Origin of the sequence: Eubacterium segne (assembly GCF_014287775.1) — a bacterium.
Lineage (GTDB): Bacteria > Bacillota > Clostridia > Lachnospirales > Lachnospiraceae > Eubacterium_G > Eubacterium_G segne.
In genome coordinates, this window is the sequence record NZ_JACOOZ010000004.1 from 1 (window position 1) to 16847 (window position 16847).

22 protein-coding genes are annotated in these 16847 nt (G+C 36.8%); 4 read left to right on the forward strand and 18 right to left on the reverse strand.

The genetic code is table 11. From position 1 onward, the window contains the following. Nucleotides 1–369 (reverse strand): hypothetical protein (locus tag H8S00_RS14070; protein ID WP_366459529.1); only part of this gene is annotated, 369 nt, incomplete at its 3' end. 9 nt (nucleotides 370–378) lie between these two features. Here H8S00_RS14070 and H8S00_RS14075 point away from each other — a divergent pair. Beyond that, a complete protein-coding gene (locus H8S00_RS14075) occupies nucleotides 379–675 on the forward strand; it encodes a hypothetical protein (protein ID WP_366459531.1) in 297 nt (98 codons plus the stop codon). 403 nt (nucleotides 676–1078) lie between these two features. Here H8S00_RS14075 and H8S00_RS06300 read toward each other — a convergent pair whose 3' ends face one another. From H8S00_RS06300 to H8S00_RS06310, 3 genes are read right to left on the reverse strand one after another with little or no spacing between them, the layout of a single operon-like run. Then, nucleotides 1079–1603: a GNAT family N-acetyltransferase gene (locus H8S00_RS06300; RefSeq protein WP_118589413.1), complete on the reverse strand. Its 525-nt coding sequence runs from the start codon at nucleotides 1601–1603 to the stop codon at nucleotides 1079–1081. Between the two features lie 44 nt (nucleotides 1604–1647). Beyond that, entirely contained in the window at nucleotides 1648–2253 is a 606-nt protein-coding gene (locus H8S00_RS06305) for a YczE/YyaS/YitT family protein (protein WP_021885137.1), read from the reverse strand. Then, entirely contained in the window at nucleotides 2243–2557 is a 315-nt protein-coding gene (locus H8S00_RS06310; RefSeq protein ID WP_243053075.1) for a nitrilase-related carbon-nitrogen hydrolase, read from the reverse strand. The genes H8S00_RS06305 and H8S00_RS06310 overlap by 11 nt, the downstream gene beginning before the upstream one ends. 435 nt (nucleotides 2558–2992) lie before the next feature. Here H8S00_RS06310 and H8S00_RS06315 point away from each other — a divergent pair, with 435 nt between their 5' ends. After that, nucleotides 2993–3229 (forward strand): DUF6061 family protein, encoded by a 237-nt coding sequence (locus tag H8S00_RS06315; RefSeq protein ID WP_186840290.1) that lies wholly within the window; start codon nucleotides 2993–2995, stop codon nucleotides 3227–3229. Nucleotides 3230–3285: 56 nt separating this feature from the next. Here H8S00_RS06315 and H8S00_RS06320 read toward each other — a convergent pair whose 3' ends face one another. Genes H8S00_RS06320 through H8S00_RS06330 form a run of 3 tightly spaced genes read right to left on the reverse strand, consistent with a single transcriptional unit; the run spans nucleotide 3286 to nucleotide 5253 of the window. Next, complete coding sequence (locus tag H8S00_RS06320; protein ID WP_118589416.1) at nucleotides 3286–4188, reverse strand: TlpA disulfide reductase family protein; 903 nt, start codon at nucleotides 4186–4188, stop codon at nucleotides 3286–3288. Between the two features lie 41 nt (nucleotides 4189–4229). Further along, complete coding sequence (locus H8S00_RS06325) at nucleotides 4230–5075, reverse strand: 4Fe-4S binding protein (RefSeq protein ID WP_347497903.1); 846 nt, start codon at nucleotides 5073–5075, stop codon at nucleotides 4230–4232. A gap of 34 nt (nucleotides 5076–5109) precedes the next feature. Further along, nucleotides 5110–5253, reverse strand: a complete 144-nt coding sequence (locus H8S00_RS06330; protein ID WP_009263530.1) for a CD1871A family CXXC motif-containing protein — start codon at nucleotides 5251–5253, stop codon at nucleotides 5110–5112. Nucleotides 5254–5346: 93 nt separating this feature from the next. On the opposite strand from H8S00_RS06330, the gene H8S00_RS06335 reads away from it, so the two are divergent. Both H8S00_RS06335 and H8S00_RS06340 read left to right on the forward strand, forming a co-directional pair. After that, nucleotides 5347–6027: a response regulator transcription factor gene (locus H8S00_RS06335; protein WP_186840291.1), complete on the forward strand. Its 681-nt coding sequence runs from the start codon at nucleotides 5347–5349 to the stop codon at nucleotides 6025–6027. After that, complete coding sequence (locus tag H8S00_RS06340; RefSeq protein ID WP_186840292.1) at nucleotides 6024–7181, forward strand: sensor histidine kinase; 1158 nt, start codon at nucleotides 6024–6026, stop codon at nucleotides 7179–7181. The genes H8S00_RS06335 and H8S00_RS06340 overlap by 4 nt, the downstream gene beginning before the upstream one ends. A 357-nt stretch (nucleotides 7182–7538) precedes the next feature. Here H8S00_RS06340 and H8S00_RS06350 read toward each other — a convergent pair whose 3' ends face one another. The 11 genes from H8S00_RS06350 to H8S00_RS06400 all read right to left on the reverse strand — a co-directional run bounded on the left by H8S00_RS06350 (nucleotide 7539) and on the right by H8S00_RS06400 (nucleotide 16844). Beyond that, the gene (locus H8S00_RS06350; RefSeq protein ID WP_118589419.1) at nucleotides 7539–8327 is read right to left on the reverse strand and encodes a metallophosphoesterase; all 789 of its coding nucleotides are present in this window, start codon (nucleotides 8325–8327) and stop codon (nucleotides 7539–7541) included. Nucleotides 8328–8556: 229 nt separating this feature from the next. After that, a complete protein-coding gene (locus H8S00_RS06355) occupies nucleotides 8557–8730 on the reverse strand; it encodes a hypothetical protein (protein ID WP_158576848.1) in 174 nt (57 codons plus the stop codon). A 16-nt stretch (nucleotides 8731–8746) separates the two neighbouring features. Further along, on the reverse strand, nucleotides 8747–9295 hold the full coding sequence (locus tag H8S00_RS06360; RefSeq protein WP_118589420.1) for a DUF4760 domain-containing protein: 549 nt from the start codon (nucleotides 9293–9295) through the stop codon (nucleotides 8747–8749). Between the two features lies 1 nt (nucleotide 9296). Then, a complete protein-coding gene (locus H8S00_RS06365) occupies nucleotides 9297–10349 on the reverse strand; it encodes a hypothetical protein (RefSeq protein ID WP_118589421.1) in 1053 nt (350 codons plus the stop codon). Between the two features lie 42 nt (nucleotides 10350–10391). Continuing rightward, entirely contained in the window at nucleotides 10392–10823 is a 432-nt protein-coding gene (locus tag H8S00_RS06370) for a hypothetical protein (protein ID WP_147365744.1), read from the reverse strand. After that, complete coding sequence (locus tag H8S00_RS06375; RefSeq protein ID WP_158576849.1) at nucleotides 10792–10953, reverse strand: hypothetical protein; 162 nt, start codon at nucleotides 10951–10953, stop codon at nucleotides 10792–10794. Before H8S00_RS06375 ends, H8S00_RS06370 begins: the two co-directional genes overlap by 32 nt. Then, nucleotides 10935–12047, reverse strand: coding sequence for a hypothetical protein (locus H8S00_RS06380; RefSeq protein WP_118589423.1), 1113 nt, complete (start codon nucleotides 12045–12047; stop codon nucleotides 10935–10937). The genes H8S00_RS06375 and H8S00_RS06380 overlap by 19 nt, the downstream gene beginning before the upstream one ends. Before the next feature lie 88 nt (nucleotides 12048–12135). After that, nucleotides 12136–13359, reverse strand: a complete 1224-nt coding sequence (locus tag H8S00_RS14140; protein WP_118589424.1) for a helix-turn-helix transcriptional regulator — start codon at nucleotides 13357–13359, stop codon at nucleotides 12136–12138. Nucleotides 13360–13560: 201 nt separating this feature from the next. After that, nucleotides 13561–14844 (reverse strand): group II intron reverse transcriptase/maturase, encoded by a 1284-nt coding sequence (ltrA, locus tag H8S00_RS06390; protein WP_186840293.1) that lies wholly within the window; start codon nucleotides 14842–14844, stop codon nucleotides 13561–13563. A gap of 819 nt (nucleotides 14845–15663) precedes the next feature. Then, nucleotides 15664–16191, reverse strand: coding sequence for an SLATT domain-containing protein (locus tag H8S00_RS06395; protein WP_118589426.1), 528 nt, complete (start codon nucleotides 16189–16191; stop codon nucleotides 15664–15666). Further along, nucleotides 16191–16844, reverse strand: a complete 654-nt coding sequence (locus H8S00_RS06400; RefSeq protein WP_118589427.1) for a YecA family protein — start codon at nucleotides 16842–16844, stop codon at nucleotides 16191–16193. Before H8S00_RS06400 ends, H8S00_RS06395 begins: the two co-directional genes overlap by 1 nt. Nucleotides 16845–16847 lie beyond the last annotated feature (3 nt).

Sequence of the window (16847 nt, forward strand, 5' to 3'; positions counted from 1 at the left end):
AAATATCATAAATTTCTGAAACCTGTACAGAGACGTAACGGCCGCACAATTTCCGAAGATATATGCTGTCCTGTCTGTGGTGCGCCTCATCACTACATATATGACAACAATGGGAATAAGGGTCAGTATCAGTGCAAAGTCTGTGGTCAGACATTCTCTTCCGGGGAACACACCACAACCCCATTGCGTTTCTTCTGTCCGCACTGTAGCCCCAGTCTTGTTGCTATTAAAGACAGATCCTTTTTCCGCACACACAAATGTATAAACCCTAAATGCCCTTACTATCTCCACAACCTTGATAACGTTGACCCGGAGCATCTGAAAGAAGACTTCGGGAAAAATAAATATAAACTCCACTACATCTACCATGAGTTCACTGTGGATTTCTTTAAGATGGACATTTCCTCTCTTCCGAAAAATGCATCTTCTCTTAAATTTACAAAACACAACTCCCATATTATGTCTCTGTGCCTGACCTTTCACATTAATCTTGGTTTATCACTTCGCAAAACCTCTCAGGCTCTGAAAGATTTATATGACACATCCATATCGCATCAACAGATTGCCAACTACTGTAAAACAGCTGCAATGGTTGTTAAGCCTTTTGTTGACAATATGCCGGGTAAATGGCAGCTGCTCATTTATCTGGGACAACAGACCATACTGCAGATGTAGCAACAGGACTGCTCCTAGATTCAGAGCCGGAGGTTATATAAAGCCACCACGAAGTGGTTTCCCTTGATAACACACAAAAGAACTGCTGTCAAGGGTGGCAGTACGCCATCATAAAACTTAAATATCTGCAATTTTCAAGGTTCGTATAAGCCTTTTTCTTTTGGCTCATTTTTTCATAGGTCACTTGACACTTTCCGTAAAAATTTACTCCTTTATAAAGCAGGATATTTATTGTATTTAAAAGTTCATTTCTGTACTGCTTTAGTATTTTTGCATATAGTCTAAGACGAAAATATTGTCATTTTATTGTCACGAGTCAATACCGTTGTAGTCGTTCTTGCATGTATGACAAACTTGAATTTGTTTGTACAATGTTCAAGATATAACTGTTATTATGTCTTGATTAGAGTACAAACTCATATAAGAAGAACTTCCTCGGTACTCCAATATCAACATATGTGATTTCAACCTTATCCACATGCTTAAATCCAAACGACATATACATTTTCTGTGGAATATCATTTCCCTCTATGCAATCAAGACGAATTGATTTAAGGTTTCTTTCCCTTGCTGTGTCTATTGCGTGTTGAACTAACTGCTTCGAGTATCCACGACCTCCATATTCCGGAAGGACACGCAAGGCATGAAGAACTACTGTCTCGTTATCATTTGCATCAATAAGCCATTTAACTGCGTGATACGCCTCATCACGATCATGATTCATAATATACGCCGCAACAATTCGACCATCTTCAATACCGATAAACTGATTTCTCTCTTTGATTGCATCTTTGATCATTTCATCTGGAGGGAAACCACCTTTATCTCCCTCCGGCAGAAAATCTTTTCCGCTCAAAACTTTACACATACCGTCATAAAACTGTCGCAATTCTATAAAATTTTTCTCTTCTGCATATCTGATAATCATAGAAATCTATCCCTCCAACTTCTAAGTTGTAAGTTTCTTTACTATCATATCTTTAAAACTTGTTTTGCTTTCGCATTAACAAATTGGATAATTGGGCCTGAAATGATAACCGTAATAAGCGTGCATACACCAAACTTTCCGCCAAACAAAACACCTGTAACAACAACCAAAATATCCAATGCCATTCGGACAAATTTAATCTGCCAGTGATTTTTTTCTGCTAGAGCAAAAGTGACTGCCTCATAGGAGCCTCTACCAAGGGATGCCGACGCATATAGTCCTGTTCCGACAGCAAACAAAACCACTCCTAACAACATAATTAAAAAATTGATCCACTTATAGGTACTGTAAATATGGCAGTTAGCAAACAAATCTACACAGGTACTGTATACAATCTGGTACAACACAGTTCCTATATGAATCTGACTTTTATCGTAAATGAGTGCAAACAAAATCATTCCCAATGCTACAACAAAAGATGCTGTGCCAATGCTTATGTGAAATGTTCTTGCAATCCCCTGCCACAGCACCGCAAGCGTAGCTCCGCCAAATCCAGCATACAGTGCAAGTGTAATTCCATAAGCCGCAATTATAGAACCTATTACAAGGATTGCCAATTTCTTTAGTGTTTTTTTATTGTTATTTTTCATTGACTTTTAATTCAAGTACTTCCGGACGGGCATAATGTCCGATTGCATCATGCTCCATTTTGCAGGCGGCAGGCAAATTCATATCAAGTTCTGCGTAAATGATAGTTCCTTTATCCCAGACAGGTTTTGTCAAATAATGCCCATATGGATCAATAATGCAGCTTCCTCCTCTGCACACAAGTCCTGGAAGTTTAGATACGATATTATACTCCTGCAGATCAGAAGGGTATGAACTGCGTCTGATAATCATATCAGCGTTGATAAAGAAACATTTTCCTTCGATTGCAATATGCTGAACTTTCATGCTAATAATTCACTCCTCGTATAATTTTCTTTGGGTTTAAAGCATCTGAAATCTATATCATCAATGTTTTTGACTTTACATACCGTTAGCAACCGCTCTAATTTATTTAATACCAGCAAATTACTCTCCTCCACAAATTCCGATTGAGATTTCACCTGTTTAAAGAAATTTAATAACAGTTATATTTTGTTATTAAATTCTCCGCAAACCATCGAAAACACTGGATTTGTCGCAGGTGAGCTTTCCCTTATTGTTTCCCTTGTGTTATATCGTCCCACCAGTGTTTACTGACTCTGGTAAGGGAAAAAGCAAGGGAAACAAAATCATATAACACAGTATAACACAAAATGAAACTGACATGGTGAACTGATTGAAATGCTTCTGATTTTTGTAGCAAATAATTGATTGAACGACAAGGAGATAAGATAAGATACGATGAGAACAATATTTGCAGAATATAATCCCGGACGAAACAGCATTGATGTTTATACCAGTGCAGACTATATGCTTCGCATTGACTGCTGGGAAGCAGAAAAGAATTTGAGAACCACACCCGGATCAGATTGTGCATTAAACACACTTGCCATTGATGAACCACAAGAATATGCGAGACTGTATCTTGATGGGAATTTACAGATGTGGGTAGATGCAGAAGATTCATTGACATTATAGTAATGTTCAAAAAAAGCTCTCTGTGCAATGCACAGGAGCTTTTTATATGTAGACCTCTATTTATTTGTGCTGTCTGCATCAATTACAGACTTAATCTGCTTCATAAGGGCATCATAGTTGTCCTTGTTATCAATTCCGCCGAGCATTGGTTCGCCTACAATATTGCCATTTCTGTCAACAAGTATAGTTGTTGGAAAGGCCATGATTTCTGAGGCATATTTACCGGCAGCACTAGAGGAGTCAATTGACAGATTACGATATTTGACACCCTGGCTTTCAAGAACAGAGGCAGCCTCTTTGATAGCTGTTTTATTGCCATCGAAGGTCTCAGTGTTGATGCCAACAACTTCTCCGCCCATTGATTTGATAGCATCATTTAATTCGTTAAGCTTGGATAATTCAGCGACACATGGTTTGCAGCCGGTAAACCAGAAATTGACGACTGTTACTGCATTACCGGAAAACAGGCTGTCATCAACCTTATTGCCATCAAAATCCTCACCGGAAAAATCACTGAATACAGATGAGGCTTTAGAGCTGTCCTTCTTGTTATCGTCTGATGATGTATTTTTGTTTTCAAGCTTTGCTATCTGTTCCTCGATTTTTCGTATGGTTTCAATATCCTCATTAAGTGTTTTAAGCTCATCGTCTGTGAATGAATTCTTGTTTGATTCTACGGTACCGGCAAGATAATCAGCATAATTTCCGTTTGGATCGGCGTCACTTTTGTTCATCATACCAAATGCCTTGTTCCACACATCAGCGTGATCTGCAAAAAGCTGATTTTCCTGCTGATATAAATCATCAAGCCTGGAATCTGATTTGCCGGATGCTTCTGAGCCGGCTTCAGTCTGAGTGTTCTTAGAATCTGTTGTGGAATCTTGCTTTACGCCACATGCTGTAAGTAATAATGCTATGCAGAGTGTAAAAATAGAAATAAATAATAATTTATTTTTCATGAGTAATTTCTCCTTTAAAATAATAGTAAAATGTTTAATAGCTATCTGTTGTCATTTTTTTGACATGATTTTCCCATAAACCGGTAGCAGATGGCGTCCTTCGGACAGGTCTTTATGCAGGCACCGCAGCGTATGCACTCGGGGTGATCCGGTGTCTTACACACATCCACATCCATCTTACATGCCTTTGAGCATTGACCGCATCCGACACATTTGCTGCTATCAACGGTGATTTTGAGCAGGCTGACCTTATTAAATAATGAGTAGATTGCTCCAAGCGGACAAATCCATTTACAGAAGGGCCTGTAAAATAAGATACTTAGTACAATCACTGCAATTAAAATCATACACTTGAAAGAAAAAAGCTTTCCCAGCGCAGAACGGATAGCAGCATTTCCAATAGATAACGGTATAGCACCCTCTAAAACACCCTGAGGACAGATATATTTGCAGAAGAACGGGTCTCCCATTCCTATAGAGTTCGTTACAAGCATCGGAAGAAGTATAACGAAAACAATAAGAATGACATATTTTAGGTACCTAAGAGGCTTTAGTTTGGCTGTGGATAATTTCTTTCCGGGGATTTTATGAAGTAAATCCTGAAACCATCCAAATGGGCACAAAAAACCACATATAAATCTGCCGAGAGTTACACCGAGTAAAATAAAAAATCCGGTTATGTAGTATGAAAACTTAAATTTTGATGATCCGACAACTGCCTGAAATGCCCCTATTGGACAGGCTCCTGTCGCGGCAGGGCAGGAGTAACAGTTTAATCCGGGTACGCATACTGTTTTTGCATTGCCCTGATATATTTTACCCTTAAATAAATTTGGAATATGAATATTGGTCAGCAGCGTTGCTGCGGCCTGTATCCAGCCACGCATTTTTGCCAATTTTCTTGATAGTAATTTCTTTTCCTTATCCAATTCCGACACACTCCAGACATAGTTTTATTGCTTTACCAAGCACTGTAGCCGCCTCACCTCTGACTGCACCATAGCTTATCATGGATACACCAAGGATAAGCAGAATGATTTGACATGTTTTTTGGTATTTCAACATAATGTTGCTCCTTTTTGTTGTATTGTTGACCAGCTGACTTTGGTATTATACAATATAGGTTGTAAAATTATTGTTAAGAAGCAGGAGAACATTTTGAGATTATTAATTGTTGAGGACGAGAAACAAATATGTGATATGGTTGCAAAGAGTCTGTATGCTGCCGGTTATGAGGTGGATACCTGTTATGATGGGAAAGAGGCTCTTGAATGTATACTGTCGGAGAATTATGATCTGATAGTTTTGGATTTGAATCTGCCGGGGATGGATGGCATGGAGCTTCTTAAGGAGCTTAGAAAATACAATGATGAAACTAAGGTTTTGATATTATCTGCAAGAGGTCAGATTGCTGATAAGGTAGAGGGACTGGATGCAGGAGCAAATGATTACATGGAAAAACCATTCCATCTGCAGGAGCTTGAGGCACGTATCAGAAGCCTGACAAGAAGGAAATTTGTACAGAATGACATATGTCTTAAATGCGGAGAAATAAAGTTTGATACGATTAAACGCGAGGCATATGCAAAGGAAGAGCCGGTTCCACTGACAAGAAAAGAGAATGGTATTTTGGAATATTTACTTATCAATATAGGCAGACCGGTGAGTCAGGAGGAGCTGATAGAGCATGTGTGGGATGCCACGGCAGACAGCTTTAGCGGAGCAATCAGGGTACATATGTCTTCACTTAGAAAAAAGCTTAAGGCGAAGCTGGGATATGATCCCATTCAGAACAAGGTAGGTGAAGGCTATAAAATACGGGAGGTGTCTGACAGATGAAAAGAATGTCGCTACAGTGGAGACTTACGTGCATTACTACATTGTGTATTGCTATTATATGTGGCTGCCTGACTATGTTTGTCTATAAAAATGGTGTGCATTACATCGATTCTCTGCAGGATGCGGTAGAGTCACAGGGGGATGAAAAAGGAAACAAATCAGATGAAATATATATCAGCATACCGGACGATAAGTGGAATGAGTTTGCGGATGAATTTTCGGTTCAGGTGTACAATAATAAGGCCGACTATAAAAGAAACAGTCTGATAATCACGGTTTTGCTGGCGCTTTTGGGAGGTGCCGTCACTTATTTTATAAGCGGGCATGCACTCAGACCAATCAGGGAGTTTTCAGATAAAATTGAAGAGGTACAGGCTCAGAATCTGTCTGATTCAAGAATAGAGGAAAACAATGTTAAGGAACTGAACCAGCTTGGTATTTCTTATAATAAGATGCTTGAGCGTCTGTCGGAAGCATTTGAGATACAGAGACAGTTTACTGCAAATGCAGCACATGAGCTGCGTACTCCATTAGCGTTAATGCAGGTACAGCTTGATTTATATAATTCTGCCTCTCACCCGGGAAATGATGCAGACACTTTGCAGACCATAAAAATGGTTACGGAACAAAATGATAAATTAAACAGGATGGTAAAGACTCTTCTTGACATGAGTGAGCTTCAGACGGTAGGAAGGGATGATAAAATTATATTGGATGCTATTGTTGAAGAGGTTTTGGCAGACCTTGAGCCTCTTGCCGTGGAAAAGAATATAAAGCTGATTGGAAAATGTGAGAATGCCACTATGATAGGCAGTGATATCCTTATTTACAGGCTTGTATACAATCTGGTTGAGAATGCCATCAAATATAATCATCCGCTCGGACAGGTTACAGTAACCGCATATCAGAGAAACAAGCATGTTTATCTGTCTGTAGAAGATACGGGAAGCGGAATACCAAAGGAACTTAGGGAGAGAGTGTTCGAGCCATTCTTCCGTGTGGATAAATCCAGAAGCCGGGAGCTGGGTGGCGTAGGGCTAGGTCTTGCTTTTGTCCGTGAAATCGTTAGAGTACATGATGGCAGTATTTGTATCAAATCAGGCAAGACTGGAGGAACGATTTTCGAGGTGACTTTTGCACAGCATTCAATGTAGCGTTCCATTTTACACATTTGTCAACGCTATTAAAACAGATTTGCTAAATGAGAAAAATAGAATAATTTGTTATTTGAGTGTGTGAGATAAAGTCTGTAAATAGACATTCTATGATAAGTGATGGAGCTGTAAGTTCATGAAATGAGCTTGCAGCTCTTGTTTATAAGGCAATGCGTAACACTGATTTACCATTAATAATACATACCGACCGTGGAAGCCAGTATGTGTCTCAGGCATGGCGTGAAGCCACCCAAAACATGCAACGCAGTTATTCACATAAAGGTTATCCTTATGACAATGCCTGCATTGAATCCTTCCATTCACTCATAAAAAGGGAATGGCTTAACCGTTTTAACATTAAGAACCATATCTATAACCTTTTATTTCTTTAAGTTTGCCATCCTCATCAAACTGATAATATTTCTTCTCTTTCTCATCATAAGCCAAACACAATACTCTTCTAAATTTCGCAGCTGAACCATCAATATAGTAATGGCTTTCACCATCAAAAAAGATTCCACTAAAGCTTAAGTCTCTAGCCAAATGAGATGCTGCCACATGGCCAGCAATGATATCCTTATAAAAATGTCCTACCGAAGGAGGAAACTTCCCAGTCATTACATAATCAGGAGTTCCAATAGTACACCACTCCGCTTCCTCTTCAGGAATGTCCTCATCAACTCCAGCGTGTACAAAAATCTGTGTATCTGTCTCATAAAATAGTCTCAACTTTTTCATCCAAACTAAGAGTTCTTTATGATCTTCCTTGATACATTTTTTTACATATTCAATGCGCACTTCTCTATTTGGAAGTACATCTAATTCTTTAAACTGTTCTTTTGTAAGAAATGTTCCCGAAGTTAAGAAATCTTTATCTTCTTCAAGCCAAACATCTTCATTTAAAAACAGGAACTCTTCAAACCATACCTCATGATTTCCTTTAAGAACGACAACTTTATTCCTGCCAAATTCCTGTTCAAGTTCAAAGGCTAGTTTTAGACAATCAAAGCTTCTATTTCCTCTATCAATAAAATCTCCAAGAAGAATTAACTTACTGTCGTTGTCTTCCAGTAATGGTCTTAGTTGCTCAATTCTTTTTTCAAACAGCTCATACTGACCATGAATATCGGACATTGCATAAATCATCTAAATTCCTCCCATACAAAAATACGATTATTCACTATTTAATTGAACCCTCAAATATGCCCTCGGTCACCCGAAGACCTTGAAAATACCTTTGTAGCTACAAATGTCAGCGCAGTGTATCTTGTCGAGGTATCCCTCTCGTCTCATCCGTCGATGAAACTCATATACTACGGGCCCTACACATAGATTTCTCTACTGTAGGCAGAAACCCTTACTGATGTAGACCAGTCTAGCTTTCACTATCCTCACGTCTCCGTTTGGATGAACTCCAACAGGTTCTCGTCTTGAAAAAACCTCTGCATTTGTTCATACACTTCTCTTCCTTTTGCATCTTTGCATAGTATGTTGCAATAGGAAATGGATATTTCTTCTTTACTAGCTCTTTATCGAATGTTTCTTCCATGATAAATGCTCCTTTGTTATTTCTTCTTTTCTATTGTTTTAATTCTTTCAACTAATGTTAAAAATTCAGTATGAAAAGAATTCTTTAATTCAGTATCTCTTACTGAACCTCCGTTTTTTACTGCTAAAATTGGTTGCAACTTCTTAAACAACATAACAAAATATGTAGTTGCTGCCCTCTCAGTAACCTTAGCATCATAAATACCTGTATTTACGCCTAATGCAAAATGTTCTATCCTTGCTAGATAGCCCGAAATCTTGCGATACTCATCTACCACAGAATCATACTCGTGATGCGATTCCCAGAAATCTTCTACAGTTCCCTCATTGTTCTCAACAAATTTATTCTTAGCCTCGATAGATGCAGACCACTGCTCTGCAATATTCTTGATTTCTCCAAATGTGTATTCATTTAAATTATCAAACACCTGCTCTTGAAGAATATTTAGCGCATCGAGTGTTGCTTCTTTTTTTTCTCTTTGCTCTCCCATATAGGTTACAAGTACAGAAAAAAGAAATGTGGCAAAAGATACAATAAAAGCTAAAATTGAAATTGTAAGTTCCATATTATTGTAAATCCCTCTCTAATAAATCTATTATTTCCTTAATGTTTATATCCAAATAACATGATTCTGCTTTTATTTTTTTAATAACATCTAAATAGTTTTTATACTGATTGTCTGTATTAAAAATAACATCGACTAGCTCTGCATAGAAGTTAGGATTAATTTCATTAATTTTAAGCATTGTAAGCATAAATTTACTACGACGAACTATCTTTTCGCATGTCTTCTCTAGAAAGATTTCTAGTTCTTTATGATTACTATATTTCGATAACACTACTGGTTTATATGATTCAGTATAATCCCATAGAAAGAAATAATTTATATATCTAACAAATAACTTTTTATCCCATACAACCTCATTATTATTACTAAGCCATTTTTCGTTTTTGCTATCCAATAAACATAATGATTGATCCCAGAAATCATCTACGGCAGACGCTCTATATGGATTAAAATATGCTGGAACCAAAACAAAATTGCCTAAGCTATGATACAAGTCTAGATACGATGATAATCCATTAACTTCATTAAGCCATACTTCCAAAGTTTTTTTGCTAATCTCGTTTGCAAACAACTCCAACATAAAATTAGCTGAAATTCGTCCTTTTTTTAGAGAAACAATATTTTTCTCGTTACAGCTTTCAAATGATTCCTTAATAATCATATTTACTATAGTTTGAGCAGAATTCATTGTTTCAGGGCCTACCAGACCAAAAGAATCAATTGCACTAATTCCATACCGACTAAGTTTTCCATTGCTTACATCATTCCACCCCCACAATGCTCTGTAAACCTCACGAGTAAGCATACATGTATCATTTTCGTTGTTCTCAAGCGTCCCATCGCAATCCGCGATATTACCAAATTTTTGGTTTACGACTTCTGCAAACTTCTTTCCATTTTCATAGCCACTATTTCTTGCCTTATCATTATTAGCTTTATATGTAAAATACCTTGAATATGTATCTAATCCGCTTTCTGCCAATAACTTATTTTCGAACTCAAAATTGTATTCTATTGGATTATTTAACTTAATAAAATCAGATAATTTCATATCAACTTATACCTCATCTACTTTCCTAACTTTCTCTCTAAATCAGCAATCCTCTGTTCTCCATATGATGCTTGCTGTGCATGCCAATTTGCAGTATCCAAATCCTTTCCTGCGTTTTTTCTCTTCTCTTTGCTGCTGTCTCTGGTAAGCTCGTTCTTTTCTATCATAAATCTTGTTCTTTCTTACTCGAATGTTATATTCATGTTCATCAAGATAATCCATATCTTCACTAGTAAATAACTTCTTTTGACCAAGTTTTATAATAATGTCAAAAATGCGGAAATGAATGTTTACTTTCTTATATGTACAGAAGAATAACTTAAATAACTGAACCACAAATAAAATTAAGAAGTAGCATAAAATTCCTCCAAGGAAGGAAGCAATCACTCCTGTTATAAACATCATTGCTTTTTGAATAACATTTTTACCCCAAAACAAATCTCTATTTGTGGTAAGCATCCATACTTCCATCAATTGCTAGTTGCTCCTGCATTCCTGAAAACTGTTGCAAAGTTATCCCTTGCTCTAAAATTCTTATATTTTCCTCAATATTGACATTTCCCATTTTATACTTTCCTATATATTCTAATTCTGCTTCATCCAAGGGATTTCACTACTCTTAATTTCTCTTCCAGACTCAGACTCATAAATATGAAACTTGCCTTTTTCAAACCATTCTAAGCTACATATTTCTCTTGTAATAATTCCATTATCGCTAGCGATATAATCGTGCATCATTCCATGTACCTTCCAAAGTTTAAATCCAAGCGTTCTATTAAAGTAAGGAACATACGCACATGTCTCTTCAATAACAAGTTCTTTGTTGGCACGTTTTTTCTCTCCTCTTTCACTTAGGTTTCCAGTATTAACCTTCTTTTCATTATGACTTGAACTCCAGCTGCCACCACCGGAAGATGAATCTGATGAGGATGGTGATGAACCACCTTCCCCACCACTACTTGCAACAATCTTAATACCAAAGAAAATAAGGGCTCCAATTACGACTAGCGCAACCGCTCCAGATACCAATGGAATTATATTTTGAAGAATTAAAAAGAATAACGGCATTACAATATTTGCAAAAACCAATGACAGCGCTGTATAACCAACCATCCATCTACATTCTGCTGTAATTAGCGTAAATACTATGAAGCAAATTACAGATACCAATGTCACTGCTACGTATGCAATCAAAATTGCTCTAAGATTTATTGTTACACCCTCAAATTTGCCAAGTGCCTGATATAACTGCTCTTCTGAAAAAACAAGTTTGCCAACAGCGATCCAAAAAACTACAGTTGATAACGCAATAACAACTCCCATTACAACAAGATCAACTATCATTGCTATTCGCATTCCCTTACCCCTGTTTTTAAAGTAATTGATTAGCATCACTATCAGTTCAGCTACAACTAAAGCTAATAATATTTTGCCTACAATTCCAGGAACCATCATTCCTGTTGTTCCACTAGTAAATCCTTCAGAAATGCCATCTAAACCGTTTTCTTTAATTGAACCAACCTGCGAAGAATAACCACCGTTTACGATGAACATAATATAGGTTACAATTCCAGTAACAATTGATGTCAAACAAATTGCCATTGGAATAAGAAATCCCAGATTATTAATAGGATCTGAACTAAATCCTTTTATTGACTCACCCGTTCTGCTAATTAATCCTTTAACTTTTTGAACCATTTTTTCATATGCTCCTTTGCATTTTCTCTTTGATGATTTGATATTACATCTATATAGCAATTTCTTCTTGACAAAAAAGATGCGAACTTTATCTATATCTTTCAGCTAAAGACTTACATTTTCCCAGAATTCTCTGGCGTAATGACTCTGGTTGCAATACCTCAACAAAATCTGAACACTGCATAGCCCACGATATCATTGCATCAGGAACACACTCCACTTCAATGCAATCCCATGTGTCATCTATATGTTCTACAAACTGATATCTGTCTCCAAAGTAATCATGTAATAATGTATATCTATCTTTATCTATCTTTAATGAAATACTTTCAGGCTTACCATAATACATATACAAGTGTTCAGTCTGAAACTTGCTAGCCTCCTTTGAATTCCACTCCATCGGTAGGCCTTTTATTTCAGATTTTGGTCTACGTTTCTCACTAATCATTTTTCCATCTTTTGCAAGCGATGCCTTGATTTCTGTTGTGATTTCACTCATCAAATCAATTCTATAAATTGCGACATCATCATGTGGTTCGGTAGCACAAATGAGATAAGGCTTGCCATTATACATAATTATGTAATACGGATTTACAACATATCTTAGCTTAGCCCCATTAGCATCCACTCTTGCCTTAAGCTTTTTGTTTTCGTCATATCCATTAAAATAAAAAGATATTTTTAAGCCAGCCCCTTTATTTGCCTCAATTGCCGTTCTAATAACTTGCAAATTATTTTTTAAAGCAATCTCATCTACTCTCGAATCTTCAAAAACACCTGCTATCTTTTTACTAATTGTTCTTGTATTCTCACTAATATAAGGTGAATACTTAGGAAAATTCTTACTAGATAAAGTAATTAGTTTTCTAATTATCTTTTCTTTACTTTCATCATCTATGGATTTCAAGAAAAGAACTCCTTCGATTACCTGATTTAATTCAGCAAAAGAAAGTATCTGATTATATCTAAGACTACGAAGTTGCAACTTTTTAGAGCCTTCTGTTGTAAGCCCAAAATCTCTGGCCTTAAGTTTCTCCTCTAATCCTTTTGCAATTATCACATAATCTTCAATAGATGCATTCTCATAAACATATCCGTCAACATCTTCAGGATTAAGCTCCTTCATGATTGTCTTCAAATAATCTGTCAATGTACGTTCTGAGCATGCGCAGTCTCTGTCTCTAAGCAACTCCAAAATCTCTGGCTGAGTAATTGTGTTAAACTCATCAGTTTCTTCCTGTAGGATTTTCATAATATTTATTAGTCTTCCTACAAACCCAAAGTCATGAACTGTTTTCTTTTCTGTTGCCATAAATGACTCCTTTCTAGATATTTTCTATTATACCACATTTTTTTGGCAACATCTCTCCATTTTTCTTTGTCTCTCATGACACACATAATAGCGCCCTCCTATATTAAATTATTTATAATCGAGTAGGAGGGAAATTTAACTAAATTTCCCGACCTCTCACACCACCGTGCGTACCGTTCGGTACACGGCGGTTCAATCAACTTAACAAGTAACACACCTTTCGGTGTAGTAATCTAACATTGAGACTAATCCAAATGAGGTTAGTCTCTTTGTACTTATAGCCTTTTGTATCCATCCATTGTGGGCAAGTCTTGCATATCTGTCTCCGCAATACGCTATTTTAAATGCTGCCCATCTTGGTACATCAAGCTTCATAAGGTTCTTTGCTCTGTTTTGTGGAGTTTTCCAATGTTTCCAAATGCACATACGAAGTCTATATCTGGTGTTACCATCTAATTTTCGACAAAGTGTTTTCATACTACCTATTTTGAAGTAGTTTATCCAACCTCTTATGAGCTGATTAAGTTTCTCCACTCTATAGCTGTTGCTAACACCCCAGCTACGACAGGTGAGTTCTTTCATTCTCTTCTTAAACTTCGCTACTGATTTTGCATGTGGTTTTGCCTTAAACTGATGTGCTCTTGTGTCAAAGTAGAACCCAAACCCAAGGTATTTAAGTCCGCTTTGTCTGTCTACTTTACTCTTTGTCATGTTGACCTTGAGACCTAGTTTCTCCTCAATAAATCGAGATATATTTCTCATTACCCGATTTGCAGACATTTCACTTCCAACCATGATAATACAGTCATCTGCATACCGCACAAAGTTAAGCCCTCGCTTTTCCATTTCCTTATCAAGTTCATTGAGCATGATGTTTGCCAATAACGGCGAAAGATTTCCTCCTTGCGGTGTTCCCACAATAGAATCCTCATATTCATCGTCAATCATGATTCCGCTGACAAGATATTTCCTTATGATAGAGATAACATCTCCATCTTTTATAGTTCTGCCTATGATAGTCATAAGCTTGTCATGGTTTACCGTGTCAAAGAACTTTTCCAAGTCAATGTCTACAATCCAATCGTTACCATCATTCATCATGTCAAGTGCTGTTAGGATTGCTTGCTGTGCACATCTATTCGGTCTGAATCCGTAACTATGTTCATGGAATTGTTCCTCGTAGATTGGTGTTAATACCTGTGCAATGGCTTGCTGTATGAATCTGTCTGTTACTGTTGGTACTCCTAGGTTTCTGACACCGCCATCAGGCTTTGGTATCTCCACTCTTCGTACTGGTTGAGGTTTATACTTTCTTGTCCTCAACTGTTCCTTGATGATTTCGCCGTTCTTTTCAAGATGTTCTTTGAGTTCCGGGTACTTCATTCCGTCCACTCCCTCTGCACCTTTATTTCGTACGACTTGCAGATATGCGCTGTTGAGATTACCGCTAGATAAAATCTGCTCCATTAGACTACTTGTGTCCATGCGTTCTTTCCTTTCCGTCTCGCTTGATTTGACCATCTTTTACCCGATTGGTTACGGCAGATGTTGCCATTTCTGCAATACGAGACATACTCAAACTTATTGATTGTTCGCCCCTTCGCTCCATTTCCATTACAGAAACTTCTTCACTACTATGGGCTCGGCTGAATTCTCACAGTTCGTTGTTACTAGGCTAATGGAACCTCTGTGAGACCTCCACGCTTAAGGTGCACGCTCTTTCTCTCCATATATCCGCCACATTTACTCTGCTACTACAAAAGTGATAGTTATTAGACTTCGTTGCTTTTAGCCAACTTATCTCTCATAGCCTAGCCTTATATGTGATTTCTGTCCGTCGGACCAGAGATTTGCTTACAGCTTCCTTCAGATTCCATCTCACGATGGACACCCTTGCTGTTCAGCTATACACTTCCCACTATCTGGGCGTGTTCGAGACTTTCACCCGTTAGAGCGCGCCCATGGCGCGCAAACTAAAAATAAGCGCAACTACATAGTTACGCTTATTTAATATCATATTGTCAAAACTGTGGACAAAAAATTATATAAAATCAAAATAACAATAATATTATATCTTAATATTATTATTTGACGCCAATTTGTCGCCATCTTTTTCGCAAATCCTTTATCTATGGGCTTTCCGGATGGATGATGTTATTCAAACTCGATTTCGGCAACTATATATCGTGTCTAGTCAAGTGTTATATTGCTATATTTTGTATAATTATTTTTGATATTCTATGTATTCTTCATCGTTTTGGAACTTTTTGCAAGCATTTTGCAAGCATATTCATTATATAAAAGCTATTCCCACAAATCTAATTCCTCTATCGTATAGTTTTCTTCTCCATTTTGTATACCATTTTTTGCCTTATTATAATCTCTTTGATTTGTCGGAAATTGCGATCCCATCTCATTCGCCTGACTTATTTCGCTCTGAATTTCCTCTGCCCTTTTCATAATATCTTGTTCCGACAACATTTTATCCTTTATAAAATTTAACATAAGACTAATCTTTTTACTAATTCTCAAATACATATCTGCAACTTTTGCATTTCCCTGGGCTTGCTTTTCATAATCTCCAATTTTTTGTATACTCGCCAATATAGTTGCTATTATAGTCAATATTAGGGCAATTATTTCAGCTATTTTACTTCCTTTACCAAACACTACTGTAAGCAAAGTAGTCCCCGTAATTGCATTTAAAAATATTTGTATAAAAGATAATGTTCTATAATATCTACGTTTTCTTTCAGCAGCATTGTAATGCTTTTTCTTTTCGTAAATTGCGTCTGCTTTAAACTGCTTTAACTGTTTAACTATACTATCCATCAGTTCCCCTTTCTATCATATATTCTTTTTAATTCTATCAAAATTTCTTTACACTCAGTCTTAAGACCTGCATTCATTACCTTCATTAATATATCCCCATGACAATTTCTTAACCTTTTTCCACTTCCACAAGGGCATAACAAGTGACCTCTATATGAAGAATTCGCTATAAAATGCATAATATCAAAGACTTGTCCCCATTCTTTAACATTAAACAATTCCTTTATATATTCCAAATCGCCCATAATACCATGCGATCTCTCTCCAAACGGATATATACCATATTCTTCATAATAACGATATGTATATAAGTAAGGTACTATATACATATCAACAAAGCTACTTATACCTGTATTTTGTGAAAAATACATCTTTAGCTCAAAATCAGAAGCCAAACACAACTGCCCATCATCGTACCGATGAGGATAATTTTTATCAATCCTATTTGATACCTCTTTTACTACTGGTATTTGCGAAGAACTATCACCTAAAACTGTAATTTCCAAATTAAATTTTCCAGTCAGCCGAACATCATTATAAATATGATCCAGGTCAAATTCTCCTGTAAAAATATATTCTTTTTCATGTTCAATAATTTTAAGCGTAGGATACTTTTCTCTCATGGTTACAATATCACGATTATCAATTTTCATAGA